Origin of the sequence: Pseudoalteromonas spongiae UST010723-006, from assembly GCF_000238255.3 — a bacterium.
GTDB lineage: Bacteria > Pseudomonadota > Gammaproteobacteria > Enterobacterales > Alteromonadaceae > Pseudoalteromonas > Pseudoalteromonas spongiae.
The window spans coordinates 2430837-2447794 of sequence record NZ_CP011039.1 but is presented as its reverse complement, the minus strand read 5'-3'; the positions used below and the strand labels follow the sequence as shown (position 1 = coordinate 2447794).

Below are 16958 nucleotides of genomic sequence, written 5' to 3'. Positions count from 1 at the left end.
AAATCCGCGCCAGATAAAATTTCAGAGTTTAGAACGTAACATGACGCTAGATAAAATTCGTATTGTACTGGTTAATACTTCGCACACAGGTAACATTGGTTCAGTTGCTCGTGCAATGAAAACAATGGGCTTTAGCAAGCTTTATTTAGTTGATCCTGTTAACCCTGTCGATAGTCACGCAAGTGCACTTGCAGCAGGAGCAACCGATGTACTAGGTAATGCGGTAGTTGTTGATACCTTGCAAGAGGCGATTGCTGATTGTAATACCGTGATTGGCACCAGTGCGCGCTCACGTACTTTATCTTGGCCAATGGTTAACCCAGTTGAGTGCGGCGAAAAACTGCTTGCTGGTACAGAGCAAGAAGGTGATGTAGCGCTTGTATTTGGTCGTGAAAATAGTGGCTTAACTAATGAAGAGCTGCAACTGTGTAATTTCCACGTATGTATTGCAGCTAACCCTGAATACTCGTCACTGAACCTTGCTATGGCTGTGCAAACCCTGTGTTATGAAACACGCATGCGCTACCTTGCCAAAGGCGAACAACAAATTGAACAAGATGATGCGGTATACCCAAGTTCTGAACAGATGGAGCTTTTCTACCAACATTTAGAAAAAACCTTGTCAGACACGGGCTTTATTATTAAACAACATCCAGGTCAAGTAATGACTAAGCTACGCCGTTTATTTAATCGCGCACGCCCAGAAGAGCAAGAGCTTAACATTCTGCGCGGGATTTTAACCTCGATTGATAAATCGGTTATGAAAAAAGACAGCGAATAGCTTAAAGACAATACTTGACTAATTTACTCAGGTAATTAAAATAATACTTGAGTAAATTACTAGGTTATTCTGTTCTAGCTTATATATAGCAAGACTAAAGAATAACCGAAGTGTGAACAATAAATACTTGACTATCTTAGTCAGGTAATTAAAATTCGCACTCTTATTGATGATGGGGGCTTAGCATGAAATTAACGTCGAAAGGTCGATATGCAGTAACTGCACTATTAGACGTGGCGCTTCATACTAAAATTGGCCCAGTTCCCCTCGCTGAAATTTCAGAACGACAAGACATTTCACTCTCATACCTTGAGCAGTTATTTTCGCGTTTGCGCAAGCAAGATTTAGTACGCTCTGTTCGTGGTCCTGGCGGTGGTTACTTACTAGGTAAGGAAGCCTCAGAGATTTCAGTTGGCGATATCATATCTGCAGTCAATGAATCGGTAGATGCCACACGTTGTGGTGGTGAAGGCGATTGCCAAAATGGTGTTCGCTGCTTAACACACTCATTATGGAGTGAATTGAGCCAGCGCATCGAAGAATTTTTAAACAGTATTACGTTAGCTGAGTTAGTTGCCAAAAAAGATGTGCAACAAGTTGCTGGTCGCCAAGACCAAACGGTTGAAAAAGCCGTTGAAAATTCACTCAGTCAGCTTGAAAATATCAACATTAGTTGCCAAATGTAGCAATTCGGAGCAAGTAAATATGAAGTTACCAATTTATTTAGATTATGCCGCCACAACACCTGTCGATCCGCGTGTAGCTGACGCTATGATGCAGTGTTTAACAATGGATGGTAATTTTGGTAACCCTGCGTCACGTTCTCACCGTTTTGGTTGGCAAGCTGAAGAAGCAGTTGACCAAGCGCGTCACGACATTGCTGAATTAATCAATGCAGACCCGCGTGAAATCGTTTTCACATCAGGTGCTACAGAATCAAATAACTTGGCAATTAAAGGTGCTGCTAATTTCTACGCGAAAAAAGGCAAGCACGTAATCACAGTTAAAACAGAACACAAAGCTGTATTAGACACGTGTCGTGAACTTGAGCGTCAAGGCTTTGAAGTTACTTATATGGACGTTGAAGAAAACGGCTTACTAGACCTTAAGAAGCTTGAAGCAACAATGCGCGATGACACTGTGCTTGTGAGCGTAATGCACGTAAATAACGAGCTAGGTGTAGTACAAGATATCGCAACAATTGGTGAAATGTGTCGCGAACGTAAAATCATGTTTCATGTTGATGGTGCGCAAAGCGCGGGTAAAGTAAAAATCGACATGCAAGCACTTAAAGTAGACTTCATGTCTTTCTCTGGTCACAAAGTGTATGGCCCGAAAGGCATTGGCGCACTTTATGTTCGTCGTAAACCACGTGCGCGTTTAGAAGCACAAATGCACGGTGGTGGTCATGAACGTGGTATGCGTTCAGGTACACTGGCAACACACCAAATCGTAGGTATGGGTCAGGCGTTCAAAGTTGCAAATGAAGATTTTGATAAAGATCACGCACACATCAGTGCACTACGTAAGCGTTTGATTGATGGCATTATGTCGGATATCGAAGAAGTTTACTTTAACGGTACACCAGAGCAATCAGTGCCAGGTATTGTAAATATCTCATTCAACTATGTTGAAGGTGAGTCATTACTAATGGCACTTAAAGATATCGCGGTATCTTCAGGTTCGGCATGTACATCGGCAAGTTTAGAACCATCTTACGTATTACGTGCGCTAGGCCGTAACGACGAATTAGCACATAGCTCAATTCGTTTCAGTATTGGTCGTTTCACGACTGAAGAAGAGATTGATTACACTGTTCAGCTAATCAAAGACTCAATTGGCCGTTTGCGCGAAATGTCTCCTTTATGGGAAATGTATAAAGAAGGCGTTGATTTAGAGTCTGTTGAGTGGACACACCACTAATTAAATGAATTGGGTATTGAGGTAACAAGCAATGGCATATAGTGACAAAGTAATTGACCATGTAGAGAATCCACGTAACGTAGGTTCTTTCGACAAGAATGACCCAAGTGTTGCAACGGGTATGGTTGGCGCACCAGCGTGTGGTGACGTAATGAAGTTGCAAATTAAGGTATCTGATGATGGCATCATCGAAGATGCAAAATTTAAAACCTATGGTTGTGGTAGCGCGATTGCATCGTCATCACTAGTAACTGAATGGGTTAAAGGTAAAAGCCTAGACGAAGCGGGTGAAATCAAAAACACTGATATCACAGCGGAACTAGAATTACCGCCAGTTAAAATTCACTGTTCAATTTTAGCGGAAGATGCAATCCAAGCAGCGATTGCGGATTACAAAAAAAAGCACGGTGAATAATTTATGGCGATTACTTTAACAGATGCAGCCGCTGATCGCGTACGCTCATTTTTAACCAATCGCGGTAAAGGTCTAGGCCTACGCGTTGGTGTTAAAACAACAGGGTGCTCAGGCCTTGCCTATGTACTTGAGTTTGTTGATGAGTTAGCGGAAGGCGATGAAACCTTTGAGCATAACGGTGTAACCGTCATTGTTGATGGTAAAAGCCTAGTGTACATCGATGGCACTGAGCTGGACTTTGTTAAAGAAGGCCTAAATGAAGGGTTTAAATTTAACAACCCGAATCAAAATGGCGAGTGTGGTTGCGGCGAAAGCTTTACCGTATAACCCTTACTATTTGATCTAATTTATTAAGCCCTGCAATTGCGGGGCTTGTGTGCAATTAAGAGCGAGGATTTTTTCGTTACTATGAAATACTTTGAGTTATTTGCAATCCCTGTTCAATTTGATGTTGATCTCAACACCGTTAACGCACGCTATCTCGAACTGCAAAAAATTCTTCACCCTGATCGTCATGCTAGTTTAGGCGCACAGCAACAACTGCTTGCGGTACAAAAAACGGCAGAATTAAACGACGCATTACAGGTTCTCAAGCAGCCGCTAAAACGCGCAGAATACATGTTAGCAGAAAAGCACATTGATATTCGTGCTGAGCAACAGACTTTGCAAGACCCTGAGTTTTTAATGCAGCAGATGGAGCTGCGAGAAGAGCTAAGTGAAATTACTGACGCAGCAGACCCTGAAGCAGCAATTGCACAGTTTGAAAATCACGTAAAAGAACTTCATCAAGACTATTACGCAGAGCTCAAAAAGCACATTGACAGTGACGACCAAGAGCAGCTTAAAATTGCCGCAGATATAGTACGCAAGCTTAAATTTATTTATAAGTTACGAGAAGAATTAGAGCGCATTGAAGATTCGCTTTTCGACGACTAATTAGGACGCGAGAAACATGTTACTCCAAATAGCAGAACCAGGCCAAAGTGCATCACCACATGAGCACAAATTAGCAGTTGGCATTGACTTAGGAACCACAAACTCGCTGGTTGCAACAGTACAAAGTGGCGAAACCAAAGTACTGCCAGACTTAATGGGCAAAACAATTTTGCCATCAGCCATTCACTATGGTGAAAACACAATTACTGTTGGCGAAAAAGCCAAAGTAGATGCACCGCTAGACGCTGCCAATACGCTTATTTCGGTAAAACGTTTTCTTGGCAAATCATTCCAAGAAATCAGTCAGATTGCCGACCAACTGCCATACCAATTTAGCAACGACGATGACGTATTAGCAATTCAAACACGTCAGGGCAACATTAACCCAATTCAAGCGTCGAGTGAGATTTTAAAAACATTAAAAGCACGTGCAATGGATAGCTTCGGTGGTGAAGAAATTACTGGCGCGGTGATCACTGTACCGGCATACTTTGATGATGCACAGCGTCAAGGCACCAAAGATGCCGCAGAACTAGCTGGCTTAAATGTACTGCGCTTACTTAACGAACCAACAGCCGCTGCGGTTGCTTACGGTTTAGATTCAGGTAAAGAAGGTGTTATCGCGGTTTACGATTTAGGTGGCGGTACCTTTGATGTGTCAATTCTGCGTTTGAATAAAGGCGTATTTGAAGTATTGGCGACGGGCGGTGACTCGGCACTTGGCGGTGATGACTTTGACGCACTGTTGGTGAATTACTTTAAAGAGCAAACCGGCATTAACGCACCGAACGCCGATACCCTGCGTTTACTTATGGAAAAAGCGCGCGCATGTAAAGAAGCGCTTACTAATTACAATCTGGTAAACGTCGGCTTAGATTTAGGCGAGCAGCAGTTTAAAATTGAAGTAACGAAAGAGTTCTTTAATGAATTAGCACAAGGCCTTGTGAAAAAGACATTACGTGCATCGCGCCGAGCGTTGAAAGATGCCGGTGTTGAAAAAGAAGACGTACTTGAAGTGGTAATGGTTGGTGGTTCTACACGCATGCCAATCGTCCGTGAGCAAGTAGGTGAGTTTTTTGGTAAAGAACCACTTACTTCAATTGACCCGGACCAAGTTGTTGCTTTGGGGGCGGCAATTCAAGCCGACATCCTAGTGGGTAATAAACCAGATTCAGATATGCTACTGCTTGATGTATTACCGCTTTCACTCGGTTTAGAAACCATGGGTGGCTTGGTTGAGAAAATCATTCCTCGCAACACCACTATTCCTGTAGCTCGTGCACAAGAGTTTACTACGTTCAAAGATGGCCAAACGGCAATGTCACTGCATGTGCTGCAAGGTGAACGTGAACTGGTAGATGATTGTCGCTCATTGGCTAAGTTTAGTTTAAAAGGCATTCCACCAATGGCGGCGGGTGCGGCACATATTCGTGTGACCTTTAAAGTGGATGCGGACGGTCTTCTAAGCGTAAGTGCAATGGAAAAATCCACAGGTGTGCAGTCAGAAATTCAAGTTAAGCCATCGTTTGGTTTATCAGATAACCAAGTTGCAGATATGATTAAATCGTCGTTGGTTAATGCTAAAGACGATATGCAAGCACGTATGCTAAAAGAGCAACAAGTTGAAGCGCTACGAGTGATTGAAGCATTAAATGCATCGCTTGATCAAAGTGGTCACTTACTTTCAACTGATGAAAAAAGCGAATTAGAAAGCGAAATCAGCAAATTAGCGGTACTTCGCGAAACGGCGACAACGCCAGACCAACTAAAATCAGCCATTGAAGCCATAGATAAAGCAAGCAGTGAGTTTGCATCGCGCCGTATGGATGATTCAATTAAACAGGCTTTAACTGGCCAGTCGGTAGATGAGGTTTAATATGCCACAAATTATTTTCTTACCACATGAAGAGCTTTGTCCAGAAGGCGCGGCAATTGATGCACCTACTGGCGAAACGGTGCTTGATGTTGCGCTTAAAAATGGTATTTCAATTCCACATGCGTGTGAAAAGTCATGTGCATGTACTACATGTCATGTAATTGTGCGTGAAGGTTTTGATTCGCTTGAAGAAAGTGATGAACTTGAAGATGATATGCTGGATAAAGCATGGGGCTTAGAGCCTGAATCACGCCTTGGCTGTCAGGCAATTATCGCAGATGAAGACCTAGTCGTAGAAATTCCAAAGTACAATTTGAATATTGTAAACGAGGAACACTAATTACACAGTGATTAATGTTTTTGAAAAGCGCTCTTAGAGCGCTTTTTTATTGCCTGAAATTTGTCTAATATCAAAGATGCTTGAATCTGTTTTGTTTAATCTAAAAGTATAATTAAGAGCGGGAAAGTTTATGAAACCACATGGGATAAGCATTGGTTTAAGTCGCGTTAAATCGACATTCTTTATTCATATTCGCGCATTTGGCACACTGCAACATGATGACTATCAGTACATGGTGCCCACCATTGAATCAGCGCTTAGTGAAGTAACACAGCCCAAGCTGAATGTTTTAATTGATATTACCGAGCTGGATGGCTGGACCATGAATGCCGCGTGGGATGATTTTAAGTTTGGCATGAAACACCGTCGAGAATTCGAAAAAATCGCCGTTATTTGCTCACATCGTTGGCAAAAAGGGGTAATGCATGTTTCAAATTGGTTTATGCCGGGCGAAATTGAGTCATTCAATAATCATCACGATGCATTGGTTTGGTTGGAGCAAGCATAAAACCCTGGTGACTTAGCGTGCGAAATTAGTTAATGCAATTGCGTAAAAAGCCTTGTAGAATTTATTTTTTGTTTAGATTAGTCATTCTGTAATATTCATGATGCATGGAAGTCGCGGTAATATCGCATCAAACTCGCTTATTTCTCCAAAAGACGTCAGCTTAGTGATTCTCGCAGGCGGTCTCGGGCGACGTTTTGGTGGCAATAAACAGCTTGCCGTTGTACCGGGTATTGAAAAAACGCTGCTTGAACTCAGTATTTCGGATGCGTTTAATGCAGGAATACGCCATGTGGTATTAGTTGTTAATGCTGCAATTAAGCAAACCGCTGAGGCTCAAATACTGCCTCGTTTGCATCCAGAGTTAACGGTTGATATTGCCGTACAATCGATTTCGGATGTACCACCACATTACAAAGGCATGTTTTCTGAGCGTGAAAAGCCATGGGGAACAGGTCATGCTTTACTCTCTGCGAAACAATTTGTAAAAGCACATTGTGTGGTGATCACCGCAGATGATTATTATGGAAAATCAGCCTTTAGTACCTTACTTGCAAACTGGCAAAATAATGGCGCATGGCGTTTATTAGGTTATCCATTAGCGAGCACACTGACTGAGCAAGGCGGTGTAAATCGTGGGATCTGTGAACTTTCAGGCTCACAGCTAAACAAAATTACCGAAGTTTTAAATATTGATGCGGATCTTCGTGGTGAAATCGTTTCTGGTGAGCAGGTTACCCTGTCACCAAACACCTACGCATCAATGACCATTTGGGCACTGGGGTTTGAAATATTCAACCAATTAGAAGATGGCTTTATCGCGTTTTTAAAACAGCATGACAGCGCTATCAATAGCGAGTTTTTTCTACCAGACCAAATCCAGTATTTAGTTGCGCAGCACGCGCAAGTTGTCGAGTTATTACCTGCCAAGGACTGCTGGCTGGGTGTAACATATAGCGATGATTTGGCGCGCGTTGCTCAGCAATTAAATGATTAAATATGAGCAGTTGCAAGAGATTACAATGACGTATCAAGAGCAAGCCTTGGCCTTATCTAACCAATATGGGTTGGGGCAAACAGGCATTTCAATTAAGCCAATTGGTAGTGGTCACATTAATACCACGCTACTTTTAAGTTCACCAGAAAAGCATTTAGTGGTGCAAAAGCTAAATACCCAAGTGTTTCCGGATTCACAGGCCTTGGTATCAAATGCGCGCAAAATTGAAAAGCACTTGACTAAAAAAGCGCAAAAAAACGCGTATGATCTCGATGTAATTAAGCATGTCGCAACTCAAGACGAAATGCATTTAGTGCGTCTTAATGGCGATACGTGGCGCGCACTTGAATTTATAGGCGGTAGCTACAGTGAAGACGTGGTTGAATCGAGCGAAAAAGCGAAAATTGCTGCCGGTGCTTTTGGTCAGTTTGCAAAAGCACTGAACGATTTTGAAGCCGACTCTCTTAAAACTGTGATCCCAGATTTTCATAATCTTGCAATGCGAGTTAATGCGTTAGAAGAGGCTGTTTCTGCCGATAAAGTGGCACGTGTTAATACCTGTGCAGCAGAAATTGAATTTTGCCAACAGCAACGTCAGCTGCTCGATGAAATAGCTGATATAGTGCCAGATTTACCCGTACGCGCATGTCACAATGATACTAAAATCAACAATATGCTGTTTTGTAAAAAGTCGGATCAAGCCAAGGCTGTTATTGACTTAGATACCTGTATGCCAGGTTATTGGATGTTTGATTTTGGTGATATGGTACGTACTTTTTGCTCGCCAGAAGCGGAAGACTCAACTAATTTAGATAAAGTAAAAGTACGTGAGCATATTTTTGCGTCAATTGTTGAGGGTTATGTAGAGCCGCTTAAAAATGTTTTGTCTGAAAAAGAAAAGCAAAGTTTCTGGCTTGGCGCTAAGGTGATGAGCTTTATGATTGGCGTGCGCTTTTTAACAGATTATTTAGATGGCGATAACTACTTTACCATTCACCGCGACAATCATAATCTAGACCGCGCGCGTAACCAGTTTGCACTGTATAAAGATTTACTTAAAAAAGAGCAAACACTAAAAGAAATTTTATTCAAATAAACTTGTATTGATAAAAGGCAGCCTAGCTGCCTTTTTTGTTTTTAAAGTTAACGCTTTTATTAATCGCATTGTTTTGCCCTGAAATAAGCAATGAGATATTAATACTGAATAATAAAAATAGTTCGTTCAAAGGAAATACACATGAAAAATATGGATCGTCGTGGTTTTTTAAAAGCCGCAACTGTCACTGCAGCTGCGGGTTTAACCGCTGCTTGTACAACGTCAAATAATCAATTTACACCAGCAAAACAGCAGGGCAAAAGTGTAATTGGCTTAATTGCGCCCAAAATGGATGTGGTACGTGTTGGTTTTATTGGTGTGGGTCAACGCGGTTATGGCCATGTTAAACGCATGAGCCATATTGAAGGCGCTGAAATTGTTGCGATTTGTGATAACCACCAAGAAGTGCTTGAGCGCTCTGCGAAGTTTCTAACAGACAACGGTCATAAGCAGCCGGCACTTTACGGTAATGGCGAATATGCCTACCGTGAAATGCTAGGACGCCAAGATATTGATATTGTAATTATTTCAACGCCATGGAAATGGCATGCGCCAATGGCAATCGAGTCGATGGAAAGCGGTAAACATGCCTTTGTTGAAGTGCCGCTGGCCACCACAGTAGAAGAAATGTGGGACATTGTTAATACAGCTGAGCGTACGCAAAAGAACTGTATGATGATGGAAAACGTGAACTACGGCCGCGATGAGTTAATGGTGCTGAACATGGTTCGCCAAGGGCTCTTTGGTGAGTTACTGCACGGTGAAGCGGCTTATATTCATGAGCTTCGTTGGCAGATGAAAGAGCTTGAAACTAAAACAGGTTCATGGCGAACGGGCTGGCATGCAAAGCGTAACGGCAACCTCTATCCAACTCATGGTTTAGGGCCTGTGTCACAATATATGAATATTAACCGTGGCGACCGTTTTGACTATCTTACTTCAATGAGCTCACCAGCACTTGGCCGCGCACTGTATGCGCAAAAAGAGTTCTCAGCCGATCATCAGCGTAACCAGTTAAACTACATTAATGGCGATATCAGCACTACGCTGATTAAAACGGTTCAAGGCCGCACTATTATGGTACAGCACGATACCACAACGCCGCGCCCGTATTCTCGTCATAATCTAATTCAAGGCACTAACGGCGTATTTGCGGGCTTCCCTAATCGTATCGCGTTAGAAGAGGGCGGCAGTGGTAATTTCCATGAGTGGGATTACGATATGCAGTCTTGGTATAACAAATATGACCATCCACTGTGGGTAAAAATGGGTAAAGAAGCCGAGCGAAATGGCGGCCATGGCGGCATGGATTTCTTAATGTTCTGGCGCATGATTTACTGCCTACGAAATGGCGAACCACTCGATCAAGATGTCTACGATGGCGCAGCATGGTCGGTGATTAGCCCGCTGAGTGCTGAATCACTGAATAATCGCGCAAAGTCGGTAGATATTCCTGATTTTACTCGTGGTGCATGGCAAAGTGCAAAGCCGCTAGGGATAGTGACGGTTTAACTATTTTTAAGCAGGGAAGTTGTGATTGCTTCCCTGCATTTATCTTACGCCCCCATGGCGTCCTCTTGTTCATTTTTGTTGCACGACAAAAACTAACCAAAAGCGTGCCCCAAAATCAAACTGATTCATCAAATACAATTTAAATGTGAACATAAACGCCATGAAGCAACGTCCCTGTTGAACATGGCTTGCTCGACCGCTTCGCTCCCTGTCTCGCATTATTCATTTAAATTCTGTTTTCAGGTTTGATTTAATGGGTGACGAAAGACCGAAGCAACGCTTCGCAGCTTGAGGAAGTGAGATGTGTGACCTACATGGAAGTAGGGCATTAGAATAATGCAGGAGCGATTATCGAGATGAACGATGGAACCAAGCTTCATGGATGAATTATTATTCAGACCCATAACATGCTTAGTTGCTCTAAGACAGCTTAGTGCCAGAAACTGCCGTTGGGAAAGAGTCAAACCAAAGACTCTGATCCCATTGATTCGGAAAGCTATATTGTTTACCAAAGCATATAATCAAAATTAAATTCAGTCGCATGAGGTAATACGGCAAGCGTACCTTGAATAACTGTATACATGACAGTCACGAATGGAAATAAAAATAAAGCGGATACTTTCTTTTTATTCACAACGAAATCATATATCCAGCCACCAATGCCTAAAGGAATAAAAAGGATAAGCCCTGCGTAGATTAGTTTGTTATTTCCTTCTACTTTTGGGGAGTTCGAACACATTAAATTTACCAAACAGCGAATTCTGTAAATGTATAAGATAACGGCAGCAATCGAGCCGATAACAACAAGGATTCTCATTGTTTGTAAGTCCATTTATTAATTTTCCTTTGAAATAAAATAGATTATGAATAACAAAAGTTTTAGTTAGAAAGAGCTTTCTAGTTTTACTTTTTGTCTATTAGTAACAAATTACCTTCATAAAAACAAATGCTTAGATTTTTGAGGGTAAGGTGCGTTCTCTTTAATAAACTAAATAAATAAAATTTGGGATTGATTATCAATATGGATGATATAAAGGGATAAGTGCTACTTCGTTTTAAATAGCACTTAAAATCCCGAGGTTACTTAAACACCACCGTTTTATTACCATTAATAAATATCCGTTGCTCTGCTGCCCACTGTAGAGCGCGGCAGAATACGTTTTTTTCTACATCGCGGCCTAGTGCGGCTAGCTTTTCGGCATTTTGCGCGTGGTTTACATGGCAAATATCTTGTTCGATGATTGGGCCCTCGTCGAGTTCATCGGTAACAAAGTGCGCGGTGGCGCCTATCATTTTTACGCCTCGCTGGAATGCTTGGTGATAGGGTTTTGCACCAATAAACGCGGGTAAAAATGAGTGATGAATATTAATTATTTTACCGCTGAACTTGGCCACAAATTCAGGGCTTAAAATACGCATATACTTGGCAAGACCAATTAAATCAGGGTTAAACTCGTTAATTTTTTCAGCCACTTTAGCGTCGTGTTGTTCGCGCGTTAGGCCGTCATGACTAATGCAATAAAATGGTATATCAAAGCCTTTTACTAGCGGCTCAAGGTCTGGGTAATTGGCGATTACCGCTTGAACCTCCACATTCATGGCGTTTTCAAAGCATTTTAATAACACACCGCCAAGGCAATGGGCTTCTTTGGTGGCGAGTAACACTACTTTGGCTTTTTCTTCGCCTTTTAAACTGACGTTTGAACCGTCAGGTAATAAATGAATGAGCTGTTCAACAAGGTGATTATCGGCAAAGTCACCTTGCAGTGCAGTGCGCATAAAAAAGCGATGATTTTCTCGGTCAACAAATTCGTCGTTGCGAATAATATTAAGCTTATGCTCAAAACAGAGATTGGTTATTTTAGCGATGAGTCCTGGTTTATCGGGGCATTGTGCAAGCAGTACTTTTTTCATGGTTCCTCATTCCAGACAGCAAAAGTAATGGGGGTATATTATATATTTTAATTATGTAATCAATAAATAAAATTAATATTTATTGTCTGATAATCAATTTTACAAAAAGTAGCATGAATAAGGTTAGTAGGCGTTAAAGAGGTTTAACCATTTCTGACAATTGCTTACAACTTATTGTCGTTAAGCGCACTAAACTAGCCGTAATCTCATTTTGAAAAGGAAGCACAATAATGGCAGTTTCTAATTTTACACGTGCGTTGCTGGCACTTTCGCTTATCTCATCGTCATCGGTGTTTGCTAATGGTTCTGAACAAGCGGAACTTAAAAAACATACGTTCGGTGGAAAAGTCGCAACTGGTAGCGTTGAGTTATATGATTTACCTGATGAAGATTATACAAATGTGTACTCTTACTATAACTATAAATTTGATCAAAACTTTTCACTCGAAGTTGGTTTAAATTTTGGTATGGATGCCAGTGATTGGGAATGCGACGATTTTGATGATGGCTTTACCTGTCGCGACCGCAATGATTCAATGTTTAACATTGGCGCCGATGAATTAGAGGTCACTAACTTTGTCATTGCAGGTAAAGCAACATTACCTTTGTCTCAGCGCAATAGTCTTTACGCTAAAGTTGGTGCTAACTTCTATGACTATGAAATTTCACGAGATGATCGTACGTTTATTGATGATTCGGGCACAGGTGTTTACCTTGAAGGTGGTTGGCAGTACGTGTGGGACTTTGGTTTAGGAATGGATGCAGGCGTACAGTATTTTGATATGGGTGATTTAGATTCTGTATCGTTTGCTGTAGGTGTTAGTTATCAGTTTTAATTACTAGTATTAATTAGTTAACTCTATTTAGGGTTAAAAATTAAATGGGCCGGCGTTTTGCCGGCCTATTATTTAACGGCTTGTGTGCTTTATTAATGCTTTGAGTTTTGCTGGTTTTACAGGCTTACTCAAGTAGTGAATGTTTTGCTCTTTAGTGCTGCGTTTTAGTTCATCATCTCTTACCGCAGTGATTAATACCGCAGGAATACTTTCTTGCCACTGCTCGCGTAATTGCGCAATTAAACTAACGCCATCCATTTCATGACTGAGTTGGTAGTCCATTAAAATTAAATCTGGCTTAGCTTGGGTTTGCGCATAATTTAATACATCGTCTACTTTATTAAACGCAGAATAACGGCAACCCCATTTGCTCATTAACGTGCCCATCGCATCTAAGTTTTCTTGCTCATCATCAACGATTAATACGTTAAGCGTTTGCTTATTATCAAGTTTAACTTTGTTAGTTGATTTTTCTTGCACTAGTTTGCTGTCGCCATAAGGCACTTCCAGCGCAAAGCAACTGCCTTTGTTTGGTGTTGATTTAAGCTCTAGCGTTAACGACATTAAATCGGCCATACGTTTTACCACGCCTAAACCAAGCCCTAACCCTTTATTGTCGTTACTTTGTACGCGGTAGAAGTCGTTAAAGACTTTTGCTTGTTCTACTTCGCTGATACCTGGGCCTGTATCCCATACTTCAATACGTAGGCTGTGTTTTCGCTTTCGACAAGCCACTAGCACTTTACCGCTTTCGGTATATTTCACGGCATTTGATACTAGATTCTGAATAATTCGGCGCAGATAAGTGGTGTCGGCATGCACTACAGCATCATTGCTGCGCACTTTAAAATCGAGCCCTTTTTCCTTGCTGAGAATAACGTATTCATTACTTAGCGGCGCTAAAATATCATTAATCGGGAAGTGACGAGGTGTCGGCGTCATCGCACCTTGTTCTAACTTAGCAATTTCTAATAACCCCGACATTAAATGCACAGTTGAATCAAGGCTATCACCAAGTTTTTCCATGGTACTTAGGTTGCTGTTAGAGAGTTCCGTTTGGTCAACAGCTGCAAGATAAAGCCTTGCCGCATTAAGTGGCTGTAAAATATCGTGCGACGCGAGCGCTAAAAAACGGGTTTTACTGTCATTAGCTTTTTCGGCCTCTAGCTTGGCTTGGTTAAGTTGTTTTTCGGTTTCGATTCGCTTTTCAATTTGCGCTTCTAAATCTTCATTGATTGAACGGATTTCTAGCGTACGTGCCTCAATGCGATTCTCTAAATCAATATTCACTTCTTCAAGCGCATTTTGCGTTTCAATGTGTGTGGTAATATCTGAGAAACAGGTAACAAAACCACCATCAGGCAGTGGGTTACCTATCATTTCAATTACTTGGCCGTTGCGTCTGCGGCGAATAAAGTGGTGTGAGCTGCCGTTGCGTAAATGTTGCACACGTTTTTGTACTTGTGCGTCAATTTCGCCCGGTCCACATTCACCTTTACTCACATTGTGGCGGATCACTTCTTCAATGGGTTGGCCTACTTCTAAAAAGCCCTCTGGGTATTCAAACAGTTCCGTGTAACGCTTGTTCCACGCTACCAACTTTAGGTTTCTGTCTACAACTGAAATACCATGGCTTAGATTTTCCAGCGAGGTAAACAATAAATTCTGATTAAATTGAATGGCTTGTGTGGTTTCATCGAAGAAGTTAACGACTTCTTCAAACGCCATTTGCTTGCCAGAAATTACCGCGCCAATTAATACTCGTGCAGACGATGCGCCGAGCACACCGGTAAGGGCTCTTTCACAAAAATCGACAAAGTCAGTTGTCGGTGTATCGTTATCGTCAGCAAAATCGTGTCGCATGGTGTAACGCACAATTAATTGCTTAGAACGCTGAATACCTAAAAAGGTTTGTAACAGTACTTTAAGGTCGTACACCGTGGCGTTAATTTGTTTGCTGTGATGTTTAGCAAGCCTTAGCTGCTCTTTTGGCTTCACAAACGCAGCTGCCTGTATTCTATCGACTAAACGTTCATTGGCACCCAATGAAAACGCGATATAACACACAACATTGGCAATCAGCGCGATAAACGTACCTTGGGTAATAACACTTTGTTGCATAGCGGTGTTAGTGGTTACCGCACCCTCAAATAGCGGTAGCATTAAAAACAGCAACCAACAGACAAACCCCGCTAGCAAGCCAGCGTAAACCCCGTAGGCGTGGCCTTTACGCCAATAAAGACCACCGACAACCGCAGGGATTAATTGAGTCACCAACGAAAATGCCACTAGGCCCATACTCGCCAAAGCAGCTTGGTTGCCGAACAATTGTTGATAAAGGTAAGAAAGCCCTAAAATAACCGCAATGGTAAAACGTCGCGTTAATAAAATTCGGCGTTTATAGCTGGTGGTGATCAGATTACGTTTAAATTTACGACGTAGCATTAACGGCAAAACAACATCGTTTGAGATCATGGTGCTCAGTGTAAGCGTAGCAACTACAATCATGGCGATGGCCGCTGACAGACCACCGATAAATACAAACGTTGATAATAAGGTACTTTGTTGAGCAAGGGGTAGTGCCAGTACAAAGCTGTCGGCTGCAACATTACCACCAATTTGAGGGTGCATTGCTGCGGTTGCAATTGGAATAATAATGCCCGCTGTAAGTAATAAATATAGTGGAAATGCCCAGCGTGCGGTTTTTAAATGGCTAATATCTTGGTTATCGACAACGGTTACATGGAATTGGCGCGGTAAACAAATAACCGCAGCGGCTGCCATTAATGATTGCGCGACAAAGTTGAAGCTAAAAAAGTCTTCTTTTTGCCATTGGCCAAAGGCGATTTGGGTAACAAAGTAATCCCACATGCCATCTTGGTAATGCGTAAAAACATAATACGATAATCCCGCAACCGCACCGAGCGCAAGCAGTTTAACAGCTGATTCAAAGGCTACTGCCAACATTAAACCTGAGCGATATTCGGTTACATCCACTTTGCGTGTTCCAAAGTAAATGGCGAAAATTGCCATAATCAAGGTGCCCATTAAAGCCATCATACTGCCAGATATTTCGCTGTCGCTTTGCAGCAATACAAAGCTGGTGCTAAGTGCTTTTAGCTGCAGTGCGATGTAAGGAATCGTTGCAAGCAGTGCAATAAAGGTCACTAAAATTGCTGTGAGCTGACGTTTTCCGTAGCGCGCAGAAATAAAATCAGCAATGGTCGTGATATTTTGTTTTTTACTAACCAATATCATCTTGCGCAAAAAGCCGTGACCTAAAATAAACAGCAGTGCAGGGCCCAATAGAATGGGGAGGTAACTCCAACCTGAATTAGCGGCTGTGCCTACAGCACCATAAAAGGTCCAAGAGGTGCAGTAAATACCTAAAGCAAATGAGTAAACAAAGGGGTGGTGACTAATTTTCTTGGCGAGCGGTGTGGTTTTATCCCCCCAATTAGCAAGCCAAAATAGAATGCCAACATAGGCCAAAGCGACGAAAATTAGCGCAATTGTCATGGTTACTCTTGTTATTCTTTTTAATTGATACGCTAATTTATCACTTTTTAATGAAACTGTGCATCTCAATCACAATTACCACAACAGCTTGAATTTACAGGCTGAATGCCATTATGAATGGCGATGTTCGACTAATGTCTTAACCTAATTGGAAAATAGGATGTTACGTTTACGTAAACGTAACTTTAATGTGCTTTAAAGCCTTATTTTTACTCGCTTTCGTTTAAATTGTGGTCAATTTTTACCTTTAGTAGGTTGTTAAGTTAATAAATTGTTACGACTAAGGTCGCACTTTAATCTTTTATGTG

At 41.8% G+C, this 16958-nt stretch carries 16 protein-coding genes; 13 read left to right on the top strand and 3 right to left on the bottom strand.

Features of this window, described 5'->3' with window-relative positions:
• Positions 1-40 precede the first annotated feature (40 nt).
• The 12 genes from trmJ to PSPO_RS11285 all read left to right on the top strand — a co-directional run bounded on the left by trmJ (position 41) and on the right by PSPO_RS11285 (position 10381).
• Entirely contained in the window at positions 41-781 is a 741-nt protein-coding gene (gene trmJ / locus PSPO_RS11340) for a tRNA (cytosine(32)/uridine(32)-2'-O)-methyltransferase TrmJ (RefSeq protein ID WP_010561892.1), read from the top strand.
• 185 nt (positions 782-966) lie between these two features.
• Positions 967-1467 (top strand): Fe-S cluster assembly transcriptional regulator IscR, encoded by a 501-nt coding sequence (gene iscR / locus PSPO_RS11335; RefSeq protein ID WP_010561891.1) that lies wholly within the window; start codon positions 967-969, stop codon positions 1465-1467.
• Between the two features lie 19 nt (positions 1468-1486).
• Positions 1487-2704, top strand: a complete 1218-nt coding sequence (locus PSPO_RS11330) for an IscS subfamily cysteine desulfurase (protein WP_010561890.1) — start codon at positions 1487-1489, stop codon at positions 2702-2704.
• A gap of 31 nt (positions 2705-2735) precedes the next feature.
• Entirely contained in the window at positions 2736-3119 is a 384-nt protein-coding gene (iscU, locus tag PSPO_RS11325; protein ID WP_010561889.1) for a Fe-S cluster assembly scaffold IscU, read from the top strand.
• Positions 3120-3122: 3 nt separating this feature from the next.
• Positions 3123-3446, top strand: a complete 324-nt coding sequence (iscA, locus tag PSPO_RS11320) for an iron-sulfur cluster assembly protein IscA (protein WP_010561888.1) — start codon at positions 3123-3125, stop codon at positions 3444-3446.
• Between the two features lie 81 nt (positions 3447-3527).
• Entirely contained in the window at positions 3528-4055 is a 528-nt protein-coding gene (gene hscB, locus PSPO_RS11315; RefSeq protein ID WP_010561887.1) for a co-chaperone HscB, read from the top strand.
• Between the two features lie 16 nt (positions 4056-4071).
• Positions 4072-5931 carry a Fe-S protein assembly chaperone HscA gene (gene hscA / locus PSPO_RS11310; protein ID WP_010561886.1) on the top strand — a complete coding sequence of 620 codons (1860 nt, stop codon included), beginning with the start codon at positions 4072-4074 and terminating at the stop codon, positions 5929-5931.
• Position 5932: 1 nt separating this feature from the next.
• Positions 5933-6271 carry an ISC system 2Fe-2S type ferredoxin gene (gene fdx, locus PSPO_RS11305; RefSeq protein ID WP_010561885.1) on the top strand — a complete coding sequence of 113 codons (339 nt, stop codon included), beginning with the start codon at positions 5933-5935 and terminating at the stop codon, positions 6269-6271.
• 130 nt (positions 6272-6401) lie between these two features.
• Entirely contained in the window at positions 6402-6779 is a 378-nt protein-coding gene (locus tag PSPO_RS11300; RefSeq protein ID WP_010561884.1) for a SpoIIAA family protein, read from the top strand.
• Between the two features lie 97 nt (positions 6780-6876).
• Positions 6877-7773, top strand: coding sequence for an NTP transferase domain-containing protein (locus tag PSPO_RS11295; RefSeq protein WP_010561883.1), 897 nt, complete (start codon positions 6877-6879; stop codon positions 7771-7773).
• A complete protein-coding gene (locus PSPO_RS11290) occupies positions 7766-8869 on the top strand; it encodes a phosphotransferase enzyme family protein (protein ID WP_010561882.1) in 1104 nt (367 codons plus the stop codon). Before PSPO_RS11295 ends, PSPO_RS11290 begins: the two co-directional genes overlap by 8 nt.
• A 141-nt stretch (positions 8870-9010) precedes the next feature.
• Positions 9011-10381 (top strand): Gfo/Idh/MocA family oxidoreductase, encoded by a 1371-nt coding sequence (locus PSPO_RS11285; protein ID WP_010561881.1) that lies wholly within the window; start codon positions 9011-9013, stop codon positions 10379-10381.
• Between the two features lie 505 nt (positions 10382-10886).
• Here the strand turns inward: PSPO_RS11285 and PSPO_RS11280 are convergent.
• Both PSPO_RS11280 and purU read right to left on the bottom strand, forming a co-directional pair.
• Complete coding sequence (locus PSPO_RS11280; protein ID WP_021032990.1) at positions 10887-11213, bottom strand: hypothetical protein; 327 nt, start codon at positions 11211-11213, stop codon at positions 10887-10889.
• A 248-nt stretch (positions 11214-11461) separates the two neighbouring features.
• A complete protein-coding gene (purU, locus tag PSPO_RS11275) occupies positions 11462-12295 on the bottom strand; it encodes a formyltetrahydrofolate deformylase (RefSeq protein WP_010561879.1) in 834 nt (277 codons plus the stop codon).
• A gap of 230 nt (positions 12296-12525) precedes the next feature.
• Between purU and PSPO_RS11270 the strand changes: the two genes are divergently transcribed.
• Positions 12526-13131, top strand: a complete 606-nt coding sequence (locus tag PSPO_RS11270) for an outer membrane beta-barrel protein (RefSeq protein WP_010561878.1) — start codon at positions 12526-12528, stop codon at positions 13129-13131.
• 72 nt (positions 13132-13203) lie between these two features.
• Here PSPO_RS11270 and PSPO_RS11265 read toward each other — a convergent pair whose 3' ends face one another.
• Positions 13204-16650 (bottom strand): PAS domain-containing hybrid sensor histidine kinase/response regulator, encoded by a 3447-nt coding sequence (locus PSPO_RS11265; RefSeq protein ID WP_010561877.1) that lies wholly within the window; start codon positions 16648-16650, stop codon positions 13204-13206.
• Between the last annotated feature and the right edge of the window lie 308 nt (positions 16651-16958).

What these genes read in the sequence shown, in the direction of transcription:
- fdx (WP_010561885.1), top strand. Translation starts at nt 5,933, where the DNA reads ATGCCACAAATTATTTTCTTACCACATGAAGAGCTTTGTCCAGAAGGC.
- PSPO_RS11290 (WP_010561882.1), top strand. Translation starts at nt 7,766, where the DNA reads ATGATTAAATATGAGCAGTTGCAAGAGATTACAATGACGTATCAAGAG.
- iscU (WP_010561889.1), top strand. Translation starts at nt 2,736, where the DNA reads ATGGCATATAGTGACAAAGTAATTGACCATGTAGAGAATCCACGTAAC.
- hscA (WP_010561886.1), top strand. Translation starts at nt 4,072, where the DNA reads ATGTTACTCCAAATAGCAGAACCAGGCCAAAGTGCATCACCACATGAG.
- hscB (WP_010561887.1), top strand. Translation starts at nt 3,528, where the DNA reads ATGAAATACTTTGAGTTATTTGCAATCCCTGTTCAATTTGATGTTGAT.
- iscR (WP_010561891.1), top strand. Translation starts at nt 967, where the DNA reads ATGAAATTAACGTCGAAAGGTCGATATGCAGTAACTGCACTATTAGAC.
- PSPO_RS11270 (WP_010561878.1), top strand. Translation starts at nt 12,526, where the DNA reads ATGGCAGTTTCTAATTTTACACGTGCGTTGCTGGCACTTTCGCTTATC.
- PSPO_RS11295 (WP_010561883.1), top strand. Translation starts at nt 6,877, where the DNA reads ATGATGCATGGAAGTCGCGGTAATATCGCATCAAACTCGCTTATTTCT.
- PSPO_RS11285 (WP_010561881.1), top strand. Translation starts at nt 9,011, where the DNA reads ATGAAAAATATGGATCGTCGTGGTTTTTTAAAAGCCGCAACTGTCACT.
- PSPO_RS11280 (WP_021032990.1), bottom strand. Translation starts at nt 11,213, where the DNA reads ATGGACTTACAAACAATGAGAATCCTTGTTGTTATCGGCTCGATTGCT.
- PSPO_RS11330 (WP_010561890.1), top strand. Translation starts at nt 1,487, where the DNA reads ATGAAGTTACCAATTTATTTAGATTATGCCGCCACAACACCTGTCGAT.
- PSPO_RS11300 (WP_010561884.1), top strand. Translation starts at nt 6,402, where the DNA reads ATGAAACCACATGGGATAAGCATTGGTTTAAGTCGCGTTAAATCGACA.
- iscA (WP_010561888.1), top strand. Translation starts at nt 3,123, where the DNA reads ATGGCGATTACTTTAACAGATGCAGCCGCTGATCGCGTACGCTCATTT.
- purU (WP_010561879.1), bottom strand. Translation starts at nt 12,295, where the DNA reads ATGAAAAAAGTACTGCTTGCACAATGCCCCGATAAACCAGGACTCATC.
- PSPO_RS11265 (WP_010561877.1), bottom strand. Translation starts at nt 16,650, where the DNA reads ATGACAATTGCGCTAATTTTCGTCGCTTTGGCCTATGTTGGCATTCTA.
- trmJ (WP_010561892.1), top strand. Translation starts at nt 41, where the DNA reads ATGACGCTAGATAAAATTCGTATTGTACTGGTTAATACTTCGCACACA.